We start from the raw sequence: 16933 nt of genomic DNA on the forward strand, positions 1-16933 counted from the left end.
AGATCAATAAGATTAAAATGCTATGGTCTAAACTGCTCGATCGGTGTTGTATGAATCTTTAATTTATGCTTTTTGATCTCCTGATATAATCTCTCTGAAATAATCGGATTAGAAATATACGTATAATCCAGTGTGAAAAATTCATTTCCTTCGATGCTCGATTCATCTAGTATAATCTGTTCAAACCCTTTAGCTATTCGGCGTGACGGTTGATCGATAGAGCGTAGAACCATCGCTTTGCCAGCATAGTGAGATTGTTCATAATCGACACAATCGAGAGACTGTAATGCATGAGCGATCCAGTATATTTCCGGTACAGACGTATGATTATGATAATAGATCTGTGCAGGGATAAATTGTGCGACAACGTTCGATTGTTCTAGCAGTTGCTTGAATGTATCAGATACGACAGTAGCTCGATTACCTGTATAGAAAAAATCAACGTCCAATTTTCTTACTCTAGAATCTAGCGTTACTTTAACATTAGTAAAAGGTGATAATTCTGTGTGATTGGGATCATAATAATCACTCAGAGCAGGCACAAAGGTAGCCCCACCTGAAATAAATCCTTTGCCCGGATATTGGTATTCCAAAACATAGTATTGCATAGCTGCTATTCATTCCTTTCGACAGATCATCTATATTCTGTCTGATGTAATCTATAACATTCTTGTATATGTATAAATATCTATTGCTACCTATCCATGAACTCAAATAATCATAATAAAAAACCTGTCATATCGCAAATGACAGGTTTTTTATCTTTACTATATTTATTACTATATGATTGCATAGAGTATCAAAGAAATACGCTTAAAATGCCCATTCACCTTGACGGAATACAGGTTCTTTTTCGCCGTCTTTAGTGATTCCATAGATATCCATTTCACCAGAACCGATCATAAAGTCGACGTGAGTAAGACTGTTGTTAAGTCCGCGTTCGTTCAATTCTTCACGAGATAATTCTTTACCACCAATCAAGTTAAATGCGTATGCACTACCGATCGCAAGGTGATTTGAAGCATTCTCATCAAACAATGTATTGTAATATAAAATATTGGATTGAGAAATAGGTGATTTGTGAGGCACTAATGCAACTTCACCAAGATAATGAGAACCTTCATCCATACTCACCAGACGCTCTAATGTATCTTGTCCTTGTTCAGCTTCTACGCCGACAATACGACCGTCTTTGAATGTTAATTTGAAGTTGTCGATAATGTTACCACCATAACTTAATGGCTTGGTGCTACTAACATAGCCATTAACATCACTTTTTAGTGGTGCTGTAAATACTTCTTCTGTCGGCATATTTGCCATAAATGTAAATCCGCGTTCGCTTGTACTTTCTGCTGCTGCCCATAAGTGACCCTCAGGAAGTCCAATCGTTAAGTCTGTTCCAGGTGCAACATAATGTAATTGTTTGTATGCTTTATCGTTAAGATATTTAGATTTGGTATTTAATAATTCAACATGTTTTTCCCATGCTTCGATCGCATCGCCATTACCTACACGTACTGCTTTGAGGATTGCATCCCACATAGCAGAGACTTGTTCTTCTTTAGCTACATCAGGGAACACTTTAGCAGCCCAAGCTTCTGAAGGCACAGCCACAATTGACCAGCTTAATTTTTCGGATTGTACATATTCGCGATATTTAGCGAGTGCTTTATTGGCAGTCATTTGATACGTAGAAATGCGTTCTGGATTTACTCCTTTTAATAAATCAGGATCATCAGAAACGACATGCAAGATGGCTCCGCCATCGACTGCAAGTTCTTCCATTTCAGCAGCATACCATTTTGGACCAATTTCAAATGATTCATCTGGAGCCATATCATAGCGCATACGTGCGACTTGATCGTCACTCCAATTGACTTTAACAAGAACAGCACCAGCTTCATAAGCTTTTTTGGTGACGATACGTACAAATTCAACAGCATCAATCGAAGCATTAATGACTAAACGCTGACCTGGCTGTATATTAACACCGACACGCACCGCAAGTTCGGCGTACTGTTCTAATTTGCTCTGAAAATCTGACATTGATAAATTCCTCCATTTCAAATACAAAGATGTGTCAAAGAATCATTTTATGATCCGTCTTATCTATTTTACAGGAATCTATTCACAAAGAAAACAAAATGTATAAATGTATAAATTTCCATATGTAAAAATAAAATTTGGTTTCTTTAAAAAAATGGTCTAGAATACTGTATAAATTGATATATTTATTACGAATCCGTTATCGGTTGATGTGAGGTAAGAGAGGGGCAATCTGGATGGTATCCGATTGGAGAGTAGCAGAAGAAGCATTACGCCGCATAGGTGTCAGTGGTAGTGATGATAATGATCCTGTAGTAATATCCGGTTATGCAGATGGAGCAAGATGTATAGGGATAGGAACAGATGCGGCTGTATTCACGTATGATCAAGTTCCTGAATATGCATTTAAGCTATTCACACCGGAAGCAAGTGACAAAATTCAATCTGAAGTGTTTGTATATGAACGATTAGCAGGTTCTCCTTATTTCCCAATCTGTTATGGTCGGGGAACAAATTATCTTGTAATGAGTTATGAAGAAGGGCCGACACTACAAGATTGTTTGTTACAAGGCATTGAAGTTCCCGAGCAAGTTATTTTAGATGTAGAAGCTGCTAGAGAATATGTACGTAGCATCGGTCTGAATCCGCGGGATATTCATTTGAAAAATGTGATTGTGCAAAATGGACGTGCTAAAGTAATTGATGTATCGGAATATATCCAAAAAGGCGATGATAAGCGCTGGGATCATCTCGTATGGGCATATTATCAGTTTTATAGTCGGATATCAGGCAAAAGTATTCCTTCATGGGTATTAGATACGGTCAAAAATTGGTATTCTCGTCTGGGTAAAACGAATATCGATCTTGAAGAATTTGCAAAAAGAGCAGGCGAACTGTTCTCTAAATATATGAAATAAAATACGAAGTAAAAAAAGAAAGGAAGTTCTCTACATTATCTTGTAGAAAGCTTCCTTTTTTATAATAAAGCAGACAGTTAAAAAGAAAATGAAAGTGTAGATTAAGCAAATAACTAATTAAAGTTTGAATCCAGCTAATAGTTGTTGTAAATCTTCAGCAAGTGAAGAGAGGTAACGAGCAGATTCAGATACTTCTTCCATAGTTGATAATTGTTCTTCACTTGCAGCGTTCATTTCTTGAATACCCGCAGAACCTTGTTCAGAAAGAGCACTTAAATGTTCCATAGCTTCAGAGATTTGTTGAGATTGTACAGTGATAGATCCAACCATCAAGCGTGTGCCACCGATTTGTTCTACCGTATCCGCAACAGCTTGACGAATCGCTTCAAATGCTACATTCACGCGTTCACTACTTTGAACTCCAGCTTGTACATTACTTACTGAAGTGTGAACTTGTTCTACCGCTTTTTGACTTTCGGATTGAACGTCTGAGATCAAAGCTGTAATTTGTGTAGATGATTGCGCAGCACCTTCTGCAAGTTTGCGAATCTCGTCAGCAACAACTGCAAATCCGCGTCCTGATTCACCTGCACGAGCCGCTTCAATTGAAGCATTCAAAGCAAGTAAGTTGGTTTGTTTGGCAATTTGTTGAATCGCTTGTGAAGCCAGGCCAATCTCATCTGATTTTTGGTTCAAACTGGTCAGTACGTTCAAGTTATCTTGAATATTGCTTGCCAGGTTATTGATCAAATGCGTAATTTCTTGTACTTCATTGATACCGTTACCGGCTGTTTCTTCCATATGATTGGTAAGCATTTGAACATTTTTATTGCTTGTTTGTAATTGCTTCATTTTATCGGTCATTTCATTAGTTGCATTAGTTACCTGGTTAACTGTCTCGACTTGAGATTCAAATCCAGTTGATAATTCGCCAGAAGAAGTAGCAATATGAGAAGAAGCTTTGGCTGTTTGTTCAGCACTAGCTGTTAATTGTTCAGATGAAGCAGATAGAGTCATTGCACTTTCATCTACTTTTTTCGTGATTTCACGAATACTGGATATCATAGTGTTGAATCCAGCAGACAATTGACCAATCTCGTCTTTAGAGGCATAGTCGGAATGAACAGTAAGATCACCGTCCGAAGCATTCGTCATTAATTGTTTTACATTATTGAGAGGACGTACAATCAAGCGTACAATCCAACCACCTAGTAATAGAGAGATAATCAATCCGATAACAAATAGAACACCTGTAATCCATTGCGATTGAGTATATTGTTGATCCGCAGCTACTTTAGCATTACCTGCTTCATCAATAAGATTTTTGCGCATTGCATTTAGCACTTCGTTTAATTGAGTACGTTGACTATTTAGATTCGCATAAGCTTGAAAAGCTTGTTGATTCTGGTTAGCTGCTGCCAATGCTGTAATTTTATCACGTTGTTCTGAAAAAGCTGTTGCTAATGGAACCAGTTCAGCCGCTAATTTTTGATTAGAAGGGCTTAACGCCATTTGTCCCATCAATTCAAATTGTTCTTTATTGCTTGCGGTAATGACGTTAATTTGATTCACCAAACTTTTGTTAGCTGTTGGATCAGTAGTCTGCATTAACTCAAGAATATTGGCTGCATTGTCACCGTAGTTCATAATAATTTGATCCATAATTGTAAGAGAACGCATATTGACTTCGTACATATTTGACGCGACTTTGGACATTTTATTTGTCATTAATGTTCCGGTAGCGCTTAACATCACTAAAACTAATAGATTTACTATAATCAGAGTAACGATTTTAGTTCTAACTTTCCAATTTCTCATGCTATTTTCTCCTGACTGAATATATATTATATTTTGAAGCGGGAAAGGGTAGTCTGTAAGTTCTCAGCTAAATCAGCTAAATAACGTGCAGCACTGGAGACTTCTTCCATCGTAGACAATTGCTCTTCACTCGCAGCACCTGTCTGTTGAATCCCTGCGGAACTTTCTTCTGAGATTGCACTTACATGTCCCATAGCTTCCGCAATCGTCTCGGATTGTTTGGCAACTTCTTGAATTAAAGAGCCTGTACGAATAATTTTCTCTGTAGTATTGCTAACCGAATGTTGAATCGCTTCAAATGCTGTATTTACACGAGTACTACTAGCAACTGTACTCTGGATACTATCTGACGATTTGTGAACCTGTTCAACTGCCATATTACTATCGTGTTGAATCGACTGAACCATATTTGAGATCAATGTAGATGAATCTGCTGTGCTGGATGCAAGCTTACGAATCTCCTCGGCAACTACAGCAAATCCTCTACCAGCATCGCCTGCACGAGCCGCTTCAATTGATGCATTAAGAGCAAGCAAATTAGTCTGTTGTGCAATCTGTTGGATCGCTGACGAAGCAATACTGATTTGATTTGATTTATCGTTTAAATTCGTCATAACAGCTAGATTATCTTGCATATCTTGAGCGATACCTTGAATCAACTGTGTAATCTCGGTAACTTCGCTTAATCCATTTTTTGCATCAGCATTCATTTGTTCTGTCATTTGGTTGACTTCATTACTGATAGCTGCTACATGACCCATACGTTCATACATCAACCCGATCGATTGATTAACTTGGTTAACTGATTCTACTTGAGATTCAATTCCTGTAGACATTTCATTAGTAGCAACTGCAATATGTTCTGCTGCCTGTGCAGTCTGATCCGCACTTGCAGTTAATTCCTCTGAAGAAGCAGATAATGTCATTGCACTTTCATCCACTTTGCGAATAATATCTCTGACATTGGTCATCATGGCATTAAATGAAGTAGTAACCTGTCCAATTTCATCACGAGATTGATATGATCCATTAACTGTAAGATCACCTTCACCAGCACTACCCATTAATTGTTCCAACTGTTTGAGAGGGCGACTGATCATACGACTAATCCAAACACCGACAAGAGTAGAAATTAGAGCGCCGGCAATAAAAACAATAATCAATATCATTTTAGCGACAGAAGCTAGATGTATAGCTTGTTCGTTATTATTTTGTGCTTCTGTTTTGAGGAGAGCATTTAATTCTTTCGTTGTATTATTCATACTAACGCGTAACGGTTCGACATCACTTTGGAAAATACGGTAAGCTTCCGTATTGTTATTTTGCGATGCGTTTTGAAGTACTTCTTCAATTTTGGAAGTATAATCTGCTAGCGACTTGCTGTAAGTATCGTAAAGCTTGGTTGCTTCTGGAGTAAGAGTGATCGTGCTCATATCTGTATATAAAGTTTGATTTTGAGTCAAACGTTCTTTGATAGAAGAGTCTAATGCGGTATTACGTTCAGTATCTGTCGTAATAATAAATTCAAGTAATGCGGCTTCAATTGTTCGATTATCAATAATAATCTGACTTACATCACTAATTGCTCTGACATTCTGGTTGTACATTTCATTTGACTCGGTAGACATCAAATCTGTTGTTTTGTAACCTGCAAATCCAACAATAATCATGAACAACGCACTGATTAACGTTAAGCTTATAATTTTGGTTTGTACTTTTAAATGCTTCATCTGTGTCATCTCATCTCATCAATAATTAGTAGTTAATAAGTCTTGGTTTTTAAGTAATGTAAATATCTCACATTTTGTCGAATATGTCGATAGTTTTTTAAATATTTTTTCATTAAATGTATTTTAATGTATTTTTAAGAAATCTTTAATATTAAAGTGGTATACAAGAAATCCCTTATAAATCTCTAAAAAAATGCTTTTTACAACTACTTTATTGTTATAACAAATTATATTTCGGCAAAATTTTAAAAAAATGTATAGTTATCTGGAAAATAAATTGGTAAATATTTTTGTCGAATATAGTCGTAATTTAATTAGTATAAAAGACCCTATTTTACTAAAAATGAAATAAACAAACATACTTTGTTGTCAAAAAGGGTATTGAGTAGGAGCGTTCATTTCTAGTGAAGCTTTATTTTGAATAAGGAAAGGAAGATTATTGTGGATAAAAAACATTTATATATTAACGGGGAGTGGGTTACGGCTCAGTCTTATACACCTTTATATTCTCCATATAACCGTTCTCTTATTGCTGAAGTGGCTGAGGCTACAGTAGAAGAAACTAAGCAGGCAATTGCTGCTGCTTATAAAGCTAGAGAAACGATGCGTGCCATGCCAGCACATCAACGCTCCTCTATTTTGGAAAATCTAGCGCGATTATTAGAACAAAGAGCAGAAGAAGCAGCACAATTGATAGCACTTGAAGGTGCTAAGCCACTACAAGCTGCTCGAACTGAAATAGGACGTACAGTAGAAACGTATAAATTTGCTGCCGAAGAAGCAAAACGGATTCATGGAGAAACGATTCCGCTCGATGCTTCTGTAAGTGGAGAAGGAAGAATTGCGTATACGGTCAAAGAACCTTTAGGTGTTGTAGGAGCGATCACTCCTTTTAACTTCCCGATGAATCTGGTTGCTCATAAAGTAGGGCCAGCTCTTGCTGCCGGAAATACAGTGGTTTTGAAGCCAGCAGAGCAGACACCGTTATCTTCTTTTTTATTAGCAGAATTATTACAAGAAGCTGGCTTACCTGCGGGAGCGCTAAATGTAGTAACAGGAGATGGTAAAGTCGTAGGCGATGCGATCGTAACAGATGATCGTGTCAAAGCATTGTCATTTACAGGCAGTCCGCCGGTCGGAATCTCTATCCGATCCAAAGCAGGTTTGAAAAAGGTCACTTTGGAGCTAGGTTCTAACTCAGGATTGATTATTGATCGCGATACTGATATTCCGGCTATGATTGAACGAGCGGTCTCCGGTGCATTTGGCAATCAAGGGCAAGTCTGTATTTCTATTCAGCGTATTTATGTACATCAAGAGATCTTTGATGAATTTGTAACTCAATTTGTAAAAGCGACCCGTCAATTAAAGTTAGGTGATCCGATGAATGAAGAGACTGATGTATCGGCTATGATAGCACCTAAAGAACAGACAAGAGCTATAGAATGGATAGAAGAAGCAGTATCACAAGGAGCAGAGATTGCTTATGGAGGTACAATAGAAGAAGACCTTCTTTTACCTACTGTCTTATTGCGTGTGAATCCCGAAGTACGTGTAGCTTGTCAGGAAGTATTCGCTCCGATTGTTATGATCAATCCGGTCGCAGATATGGAAGAAGGGATTCGTGAAGTCAATCGCTCTAACTATGGATTGCAAGCAGGAATCTACACGCAACAACTCCAGACAGCATTTCAAGCGGCTGAGAAATTAGAAGTAGGCGGAGTTATTGTGAATGATATTCCGTCATTCCGCGTAGATCATATGCCATATGGCGGTGTAAAACAAAGCGGAATAGGACGCGAAGGCATTAAGTATGCTTTGGAAGAAATGTTAGAAACCAAATTAGTCGTTTTTAAAAAATAAGTCATTAGAGCAAAATAATTTCCAGTAAAATCGCTAAAATGTGAGTCATTTGCGCCCTGATTCTTATAACCTTTTTTTACTTTTTATGAATCTGAATTTAAATGAGACTTAATTACTGCTGAAAAGTAGAATTAAGTCTTTTTTACGTGCGAAAATCGAGGTAGTTTTATCTAAATGATACTAAAGTGTACAACAGATGTCAGATAAAAAGGGTATTTTTAACTTTTTCCATATTTTTATCTAAAAAGGTATTTATTTTTTTTAGGAATCGTGATACGATTCCTTTCAGACGCAAGAGGAAATCCACAATATGATTTTTTTGGTAAAATATGAGCGTCCAAAAGGAGGGGTACCGGTTACTGATTGTTGTTGTAGATGTTGCCCGCAGTTTGTAGCTGGCGCCTAAGTGTTCTATACGAATACTATTATTGAATTTTGGCAAAGGCTCACATGTACTTAGAAGAAAAAGCAAGAAGAATTGTTAGCATGCTATACCAAAAAACCAAGTGAACAGGGGAGAATACTTTGAAAAAGACGTTTGGATTTATACTTGCCGGTAGTTTGTTGATTGGTGCTCAGGCTCCAGCTTTTGCTGCTTCTGCTAATGAAGTAACACCACTAGGAGATTACACTCCACAAGTGATTACACAATCTACTTTGGTAACAAGCGGATTGTCGGGCGATGCAAAAGTATGGAAATTCTTGGACAGACAAAAACGTACAATTGCCGGAGATCAACAAGCAACTGCACAACAAGTTTTTGATATTACTAAACGTCAAGCAGATTCCTCTACAGGTACAGAGCATTATCGTATCAACCAAATTTACGAAGGTGTTCCAGTATACGGTGCAGAACAAACGTTGCACTTTGACAAAACAGGAAATGTATCTTTGTACTTGGGTAGCGTAGTTGAAGATGTCTACGGTAAATTAAGCGATGCAAAAGATGCAAAAGCAGCAGTAACTCCAAAAATTAGCGCTTCTGAAGCAATCAAAATTGCTGAAAAAGATGCAGCTTCTAAAATTGGTTCATTAGGTGAGCCTCAAAAAGCACCAACTGCTAAATTGTATGTATATGCTCCAGAAGATAAAGCTAGCTTAGCTTATGTAACTGAAGTAAATGTACTTACTCCTGAACCACTTCGTACACGTTACTTTATCGATGCAAAAGACGGTTCAATCTTGTTCCAATATGACTTGATCGAGCATGCTACAGGAACAGGTAAAGGCGTATTGGGCGATACGAAGTCGTTCACAACAACCGTATCTGGTTCTAGCAACTTGTTGATCGATAGCACTCGTGGAAAAGGTGTACAAACATATACGGCGGCTAACCGTACTTCCTTGCCAGGAACAACAGTATCCAGCACAAGCAGTACCTTTAATGATCCTGCTGCTGTAGATGCTCATACTTACGCAGAAAAAGTATACGATTTCTACAAATCCAACTTTGGACGTAACAGTATTGATGGTAATGGTCTAGCTCTTAAATCTACTGTTCATTACTCTACTAGATACAACAATGCATTCTGGAACGGAACGCAAATGGTATATGGAGATGGTGACGGTTCTACATTCGTTCCATTGTCTGGTGACTTGGATGTTGTAGGTCATGAATTGACTCACGGTGTAACCGAGTATACAGCTAACCTTGAATACTATGGTCAATCCGGTGCATTGAACGAAGCAATCTCTGATATGTTCGGTAACACAATCGAAGGTAAAAACTGGTTGATCGGTGATGCGATCTATACTCCAGGTACTTCTGGTGATGCTCTTCGTTATATGGACAACCCTGCTAAAGGTGGACAACCAGCTACAATGTCTGCTTATGTAAATACATCTGATGATAACGGTGGCGTACACACAAACAGTGGTATTCCGAACAAAGCATACTACTTGTTAGCACAAGGTGGAACATTTGGTGGAGTGAACACAACAGGTATCGGTCGTTCACAAGCGATCCAAATCGTATACCGTGCTTTGAACTACTACTTGACTTCTAGCTCTAACTTCTCTGCTTACCGTTCTGCAATGATCCAAGCATCTACAGATTTGTATGGTGCAAGCTCTGCTCAAACAACGGCTGTTAAAAACTCTTTGAGCGCTGTTGGTATTAACTAATCTTCAATAAGTATCAAAAAGAAGCAGCAAATAATCTCTTAGAGATTGTTTGCTGTTTCTTTTTTTGGTTTCATTCGCAAAAATGTGGTTATATATAGAAAATGAAATTAAAAACACAGATTTAATTTCTAAATACAAGAAATATGTTGTTTATGAGTTGTGAAATGCTATATTAACCTTTATAATATTTATTTATCAAACATATAAATTTGTTTTAGAAGATTATTTTCAGTAAAAACAACATTTTAGTTTGAAAAAGTGGTATTATATGCTCTAGTAAACAACATTTATCTTTGAAATCCCAATTAAAGGAGTGGAAGACATGGAACGCGAGATGGCATTGGAAATTGTAAGAGTAACAGAAGTCGCGGCATTGGCTTCGGCTCCCTGGATGGGACGCGGTGACAAAAACAGCGCAGATGAAGCGGCAACACTAGCGATGCGTGCAATGTTTGACTCTGTATCGATTAATGGTACCGTTGTAATCGGTGAGGGTGAAATGGATGAAGCTCCAATGTTGTATATTGGAGAAAAAGTGGGAAACACAGATTCACCAGAAGTAGATGTAGCAGTAGACCCATTAGAAGGAACAGCTATTGTAGCGAAGGGGTTGAATAATGCACTTTCGGTTATCGCTGTAGCAGACAAAGGTAACCTCCTGCATGCTCCTGATATGTATATGGAGAAATTAGCTGTAGGGCCTGCATTAGTAGGCAAACTCAGTATTGAAGATCCTGTCGATGTGACTTTGCGTAAAGCATCCAAAGCACTCGGTAAAAATATGGCAGATATTACTGTTATGATATTGGATCGTGATCGTCATGAAAGTATTATCAAAACATTACGTAAAGTAGGCGTACGGATCAAATTTATCAGCGATGGCGATGTAGCAGGCGCTATGGCTCCTGCTTTCCCCGAAGCAGGGATTGATCTGTATTTAGGATCAGGAGGCGCACCGGAAGGTGTACTGGCTGCTGCTGCACTATCCTGCCTGGGTGGTGAACTACAAGGTAGATTGATGCCAGCCAATGCAGCCGAATTTGAACGCTGTCAGGCAATGGGTATCGAAAATCCGTACCAGATTCTAACGATGCAGGATATGATCGGCACCGACGATGTTATTTTTGCCGCAACAGGTATAACGCCTGGTGAAATCCTGGGTGGTGTTCGTTATCTAGCGGATGATCGTGCAGAGACACATTCTATTGTAATGCGTGCCAAAACCAAAACGATCCGTTATATCAAATCTCTACATTACTTACCGAACAAAGAAGTGCTTCACAAAGTAAGAAAGATTCAAGCAACCGGTCAGCCTGAAGATCGCCGTCTAGCTGCTGTAGAAACGATAGCAAACACCAAAAAGCAACCGGTGGAAGCCAAATCTTCTTCATAATTGAATTATCGTTATACCTCCGTTATAAGACAGTCCTTGATAAAAGGGCTGTCTTTTTTTATGCTGATTTGAAGAATCAAGAAGATTGGTATAGGATAAATGATAATGAATCTTAATAGAGGAAGGGTTTGGAGCGTATGGAGCTTAGCTTGGATCGTGATATGCTAAAAGCTAAATTTTATCTCATTATGGAACCGCATCCGAATGCGATATATAGCGCTTCTTTTGCAGAGTTGAGTACAGTAGGAGGGATGAAGCAGTTTTTACAGTTTTATGCTCCTTTGTTGAAAGCACCGGATACAGAGCCAGCAGGAACCTTTTTCTGTTCGTGGTTAGGTCGTATTGCTTTGGCAGAACAATATTATCTTTCCTTCTATAATAGAAGTATTGCACTAGAGTTAGAAAATCTAACGATGGATATGTATGAAAGTAATGGATATTGTCAGTTTGCATTTCGGATTGAGCATTGGAGAGAAGAGCAAGGACCGGATACTTCTGTAGAACGGGAATTATTTCGTCAAACCCATCTAAAACAGTTGTATCAACAAACGCTTCGTCCTTTGATTGAAGCGATGTCGATCGTTACAGGTGCTCATGCGCGGGTATTCTGGCGACAATTTCCAAGCCAGTTTAACTATTTTATTCAAGCATGGCAAGAAGAAGCTTCATCGCCAACTATTGTAGAGCATATTAGAGAAGATCACCATTATGTAACTACACAAATGGAAGCAGATACATTTGGCTTATCACGTAATCCGCTTCATCTACCGACTCGTTATACGACCAGTATTCAAGGGGATCAGTCGATTCCGTTAAAAAGTGCTTGTTGTTTGTATCATCGTATGGATGACGGAGATTATTGTTTCTCTTGTCCTAAGCTTAGCGAAACCGATCGAGATGAACGCCGTCTCGCTTATCAAAGTAAGGAGGGAAACTAATTGATTATTGGCATTGTATCCGATACACATTTATCCAGTCGTCAGCGTGAACTTCCTGCTACATTATGGGATGGATTACAAGGAGTAGACCTTATTTTACATGCAGGTGATTTCTGTGATTGGTGGGTATATGAAAAGTTATCTGAATTAGCTCCCGTTGAAGCGGTAGCAGGCAACAATGATGGAGACGATATTGTAGAGCGACTTGGATTGCAGAAAATTATAGAGGTTGCTGGCAAGCGTATCGGTCTGGTTCATGGAGATGGATGGAGAGGTACGACGCCGGATCGAGCTTTTAATACTTTTCCTAATGACACAGTTGATATCATTGTATTTGGTCATTCTCATATGCCTTTATCTGAGATACGGGAAGATATATTATTATTTAATCCTGGATCACCAACAGACAAGCGTCGTGAACCAAGATACTCTTATGGGAAGATTACGATCGAAGGCGATCAAATATCAGCAGAACATTTCTTTTTTGATAAAGAATAATAATATCTAAAAAAAAGAGAAGCCTTGTATGATAAGGTTTCTCTTTTTTTGGGTGCGAAGCGGTATTTATTATTTCTGATTTTTCTATATTTTGTATTTTATGAGTAAAAAGGGTTCGTTATATTCATATGGAAAAATTATACTCTGAATGCTATTGTTAACTTAAACCTGATATTTCTATTTTTAAGTAACAGGTTTAAAAATGTATTCAAAAGGAGCGGTATTTGGATGAAAAAATGGGTAACAACGGTATTAGCGGCTACTATGTTAGCATCAGTTGTAACAATTGTGCCGACAACTGCTGTGCCAACAACGACAGTAGAAGCAGCCGGAGTCACAAACACTACAATTGTGGTCAAAGCAGGCGAAGTGTATGATGGCAAAGGAGCACGTTTCATCGCAGGAAGTGCTCTTGGAGATGGCAGTCAAAAAGAAGGTCAAAAACCTATTTTCCGCGTTGAAAATGGCGGTACATTGAAAAATGTAGTGCTTGGTTATCCAGCGGCTGATGGCGTACATACTTATGGGAACGCTACTCTGGAGAATATTGTCTGGGAAGATATTGGTGAAGATGCAATGACGATCAAAGAAAGTGGAACAGTGACACTTAAAGGTGGTTCGGCTACTAACGGTGATGATAAAATGTTCCAGATCAATGCGGCTTCTACATTCAAAGTAAGTAACTTTAAAGGTTCCAAAGCAGGTAAATTTATTCGTCAATTGGGTGGAAGTACATTTAAAGTAAATGTAACGATCGACAATTGCGATATTTCCGATATGAAAGAAGCTATTTTCCGTACAGATAGTTCTACAAGTACAGTGAAAATGACTAACACTCGTTACCACAATGTAGGCACTAAATTTATCGGTGTTAAAAACATTACGGAAAGTGGTAACACTCAATACTAATTATGGATAATGATTCGATCGTCAAAGCATTTGCGCATAAGTTTGTCCAACACTAACCCTTATTTGTCCTTGTTTTTAGCAAATCCCCCCTTGCTATAATAAACAAAACATTTGACCTCCAACTCACATCGTAGTGGGTATGGAGGTTCTTTTTTGTGTATAATTATGCTCTATATCCAAGTATGACTGTATCAGAGATTGCATATTTAATCTTTTTTTAAGTAATTCATGATCTGAATTTAAGGTTGATGCGCCAAAATAAAATCTACATAAAAATTATATCTGAATGATAGATGATTGGGGAGGAAGACCGATGGAAGCAAGTGCAAGCACTATACCAACAAGATCAAAATCACGATCAAGAATTGATATCCCACTGATTTTGATTTTGATCCTTTCTGCTTTTCTAAATGTCTGGAAGATTTGGGAAAATGGAAATGCCAATGCATATTATACAGCGGCAGTCACAAGCATGCTTCAAAGTTTCCACAACTTTTTTTATGCTTCGTTCGATCCAGGTGGATTTGTTACGATCGATAAACCTCCTGTAGCATTCTGGGTGCAGACATTATTTGCTTCTATTTTTGGAGTGCATGGATGGAGTGTTACATTACCGATGGCGCTTGCAGGTGTAGGCTCGGTAGGATTGATCTATCTTATCGTCAAACCTACTTTTGGAGCGAATACAGCGCGTCTTGCGGCGTTAATGATGGCGATTACTCCTGTAGCGATAGCTGTACAACGTTCAAACAATGTAGATAGTCTGTTGGTATTCTTTTTACTATTATCGACTTGGATGCTACTTAAAGGGGTTAGGCAACAAAAAGCATGGTGGATTATAGCCGGTTTCTCTATGGTCGGCGTTGCTTTTAATGTGAAAATGCTACAAGCCTATATGATTCTGCCTGCTTTATACGTATTTTATCTACTCGCTTACAAAGTGAGATGGAAACAAAAATTATCAGTGTTAGCGCTAGGAACTGTATTGCTGGCGGGTATCTCAGTTTCGTGGGCGATGATTGTAGATAGTGTACCGGCAAGTGAACGACCGTATGAAGGAAGTAGTCAGACGAACTCTGTTATGGAACTGGCTTTTGGCTATAACGGTCTCAATCGCTTAACAGGACAGACTTCTGTATTGGCGCCAGAAGATAACACAACTCAAGCGATTACGCCTTCTGCAACAAGTAATAATGATCAGATCAAAGGCATGACCAATAGTCAGATGTCTCCTCCAACAGGTGGCCGAAATACAGGAACAATGTTCAATATTGGGGATGCAGGCCCGCTTCGGTTATTTCAATCGAATCTATCCGGTCAAGCAAGTCTATTATTGCCGTTTGCCATCTTATCGTTAATTGCTTTATTTGCGGGCGTGCGCCGAAATACATGGCGTCGACCAGAGTATCTTGAGACTTTATTTTGGGTGATGTGGTTACTTCCTGTAGCCGGGTTCTTTAGTATTGCAGGATTTTTCCATCAATATTATCTGATTATGTTAGCACCACCAGTGGCAGTACTTGCTGCAACAGGTTTTATGGCTCAATGGAGATGTTATCGTGAAGGACGCGGATGGTTATCATGGCTATTGCCTATTACTGTTGCTATCACGACAGCTTTTCAGATGTATGTGATCTATCCATTTAATACAACGATCGGTTCAGCATGGTTTTATATTATAGGTGCAGTGGGATTAGTATTAACGATAGGCTTACTAATGGGCAAAAAAGGTTCTATTTTTCAAGCTAACAAGTTATATCTAGCTTCTGGAGCGATTATATTATTAATGTTGACTCCGTTATACTGGTCGTCTTTTTCAATAGTAAATGCGTCTGGCAATGTAGCTATTCCTGCGGGTGGCCCTGAAGCCAAAGAAGGTTTCGGTAGATTTGGAGGTAATCCGCCTACTATGACAGGTGAAGGAGGCAGTACAGCTTCGTTCCGACCTACCAATAGTACAGATACTACCATGATACCTACTGGAAATACACCATCTTCCGAGAGTACAAGTACAACGCCGACAAGAATGCCTAATCGTGGCGGTATGTATCAAACAGCTAATGAAAAATTACTACAATATGTAACTCAACATAATACAGGTGAAAAATATCTATTTGCTGTATCGAATGCTAGTTCAGCCGCTCCTTATATTATTCAAACAGGCCAGCCTGTGATGGCAATGGGTGGATTTGGCGGAAGTGATCCTATTCTTACTGTTGATTCTTTGAAAGCATTAATCAGTAAAGGAGAAATAAAATACTTTATGATTAATGGAATTGGTGGTCGCGGTGGAGAATCTAATGAAGTAACTACATGGATCAAAGAACATGGTACAGAAATTCCGACAGAAGATTGGCAAGATACAACAAGTACCGTTTTGCAAAACAGCCTTTCTGGAGCAAATAATGCTAAAGTACCTAGTGCTACAACGAACAGCCCTATAAATGGTATGAACCGTACTAACAATGGTGGTGGATTCGGTGGCATGATGAGTGGAACCTTATATGAAATAACACCAGCAGATATTAACTAATACACCAGAACACATGATATCCTCTTTTTCTTGTAGAGATACGCTACAGAAGAAGAGGATTTTTGTAATATCTGGTAGATTGCGTTTCATAATATATAAGAGGTTTACATATTATCTTATACGATCTTTTTAATCGTAAGTAAGTATCAAACATTTACTAACGT

General features: G+C 38.4%; 12 protein-coding genes. 8 read left to right on the forward strand and 4 right to left on the reverse strand.

Going from position 1 to position 16933, the window contains the following annotated elements; genetic code table 11:
* Positions 1-20: 20 nt before the first annotated feature.
* Both ACFSGI_RS10190 and ACFSGI_RS10195 read right to left on the reverse strand, forming a co-directional pair.
* Positions 21-608, reverse strand: a complete 588-nt coding sequence (locus ACFSGI_RS10190) for an imm11 family protein (protein ID WP_204824027.1) — start codon at positions 606-608, stop codon at positions 21-23.
* A 205-nt stretch (positions 609-813) separates the two neighbouring features.
* Complete coding sequence (locus tag ACFSGI_RS10195; RefSeq protein ID WP_204824028.1) at positions 814-2046, reverse strand: aminopeptidase; 1233 nt, start codon at positions 2044-2046, stop codon at positions 814-816.
* 236 nt (positions 2047-2282) lie between these two features.
* Between ACFSGI_RS10195 and ACFSGI_RS10200 the strand changes: the two genes are divergently transcribed.
* Positions 2283-2963, forward strand: a complete 681-nt coding sequence (locus tag ACFSGI_RS10200) for a serine/threonine protein kinase (protein WP_204824029.1) — start codon at positions 2283-2285, stop codon at positions 2961-2963.
* A gap of 117 nt (positions 2964-3080) precedes the next feature.
* On the opposite strand, the gene ACFSGI_RS10205 is transcribed toward ACFSGI_RS10200, so the two are convergent.
* Positions 3081-4781, reverse strand: coding sequence for a methyl-accepting chemotaxis protein (locus ACFSGI_RS10205; RefSeq protein WP_204824030.1), 1701 nt, complete (start codon positions 4779-4781; stop codon positions 3081-3083).
* A 26-nt stretch (positions 4782-4807) separates the two neighbouring features.
* Positions 4808-6511 carry a methyl-accepting chemotaxis protein gene (locus ACFSGI_RS10210; RefSeq protein WP_204824031.1) on the reverse strand — a complete coding sequence of 568 codons (1704 nt, stop codon included), beginning with the start codon at positions 6509-6511 and terminating at the stop codon, positions 4808-4810.
* Positions 6512-6946: 435 nt separating this feature from the next.
* Between ACFSGI_RS10210 and ACFSGI_RS10215 the strand changes: the two genes are divergently transcribed.
* The 7 genes from ACFSGI_RS10215 to ACFSGI_RS10245 all read left to right on the forward strand — a co-directional run bounded on the left by ACFSGI_RS10215 (position 6947) and on the right by ACFSGI_RS10245 (position 16769).
* Positions 6947-8374, forward strand: a complete 1428-nt coding sequence (locus ACFSGI_RS10215) for an aldehyde dehydrogenase family protein (protein ID WP_204824981.1) — start codon at positions 6947-6949, stop codon at positions 8372-8374.
* 525 nt (positions 8375-8899) lie between these two features.
* The gene (locus tag ACFSGI_RS10220; protein ID WP_204824032.1) at positions 8900-10498 is read left to right on the forward strand and encodes a M4 family metallopeptidase; all 1599 of its coding nucleotides are present in this window, start codon (positions 8900-8902) and stop codon (positions 10496-10498) included.
* A gap of 322 nt (positions 10499-10820) precedes the next feature.
* Positions 10821-11891, forward strand: a complete 1071-nt coding sequence (glpX, locus tag ACFSGI_RS10225) for a class II fructose-bisphosphatase (RefSeq protein WP_204824033.1) — start codon at positions 10821-10823, stop codon at positions 11889-11891.
* Between the two features lie 161 nt (positions 11892-12052).
* Positions 12053-12829 (forward strand): (2Fe-2S)-binding protein, encoded by a 777-nt coding sequence (locus tag ACFSGI_RS10230; protein ID WP_379283127.1) that lies wholly within the window; start codon positions 12053-12055, stop codon positions 12827-12829.
* Positions 12830-13327 (forward strand): metallophosphoesterase family protein, encoded by a 498-nt coding sequence (locus tag ACFSGI_RS10235; RefSeq protein WP_204824035.1) that lies wholly within the window; start codon positions 12830-12832, stop codon positions 13325-13327.
* Between the two features lie 264 nt (positions 13328-13591).
* Complete coding sequence (locus ACFSGI_RS10240; protein WP_273616306.1) at positions 13592-14236, forward strand: pectate lyase; 645 nt, start codon at positions 13592-13594, stop codon at positions 14234-14236.
* A 313-nt stretch (positions 14237-14549) separates the two neighbouring features.
* On the forward strand, positions 14550-16769 hold the full coding sequence (locus tag ACFSGI_RS10245) for a glycosyltransferase family 39 protein (protein WP_204824037.1): 2220 nt from the start codon (positions 14550-14552) through the stop codon (positions 16767-16769).
* Positions 16770-16933 lie beyond the last annotated feature (164 nt).

It is taken from the genome of Paenibacillus nicotianae (genome assembly GCF_042681745.1).
In the GTDB taxonomy this organism is placed as follows: Bacteria; Bacillota; Bacilli; order Paenibacillales; family Paenibacillaceae; genus Saccharibacillus; species Saccharibacillus nicotianae.

What these genes read in the sequence shown, in the direction of transcription:
- ACFSGI_RS10190 (WP_204824027.1), bottom strand. Translation starts at nt 608, where the DNA reads ATGCAATACTATGTTTTGGAATACCAATATCCGGGCAAAGGATTTATT.
- ACFSGI_RS10195 (WP_204824028.1), bottom strand. Translation starts at nt 2,046, where the DNA reads ATGTCAGATTTTCAGAGCAAATTAGAACAGTACGCCGAACTTGCGGTG.
- ACFSGI_RS10200 (WP_204824029.1), top strand. Translation starts at nt 2,283, where the DNA reads ATGGTATCCGATTGGAGAGTAGCAGAAGAAGCATTACGCCGCATAGGT.
- ACFSGI_RS10205 (WP_204824030.1), bottom strand. Translation starts at nt 4,781, where the DNA reads ATGAGAAATTGGAAAGTTAGAACTAAAATCGTTACTCTGATTATAGTA.
- ACFSGI_RS10210 (WP_204824031.1), bottom strand. Translation starts at nt 6,511, where the DNA reads ATGAAGCATTTAAAAGTACAAACCAAAATTATAAGCTTAACGTTAATC.
- glpX (WP_204824033.1), top strand. Translation starts at nt 10,821, where the DNA reads ATGGAACGCGAGATGGCATTGGAAATTGTAAGAGTAACAGAAGTCGCG.
- ACFSGI_RS10230 (WP_379283127.1), top strand. Translation starts at nt 12,053, where the DNA reads ATGCTAAAAGCTAAATTTTATCTCATTATGGAACCGCATCCGAATGCG.
- ACFSGI_RS10240 (WP_273616306.1), top strand. Translation starts at nt 13,592, where the DNA reads ATGTTAGCATCAGTTGTAACAATTGTGCCGACAACTGCTGTGCCAACA.
- ACFSGI_RS10245 (WP_204824037.1), top strand. Translation starts at nt 14,550, where the DNA reads ATGGAAGCAAGTGCAAGCACTATACCAACAAGATCAAAATCACGATCA.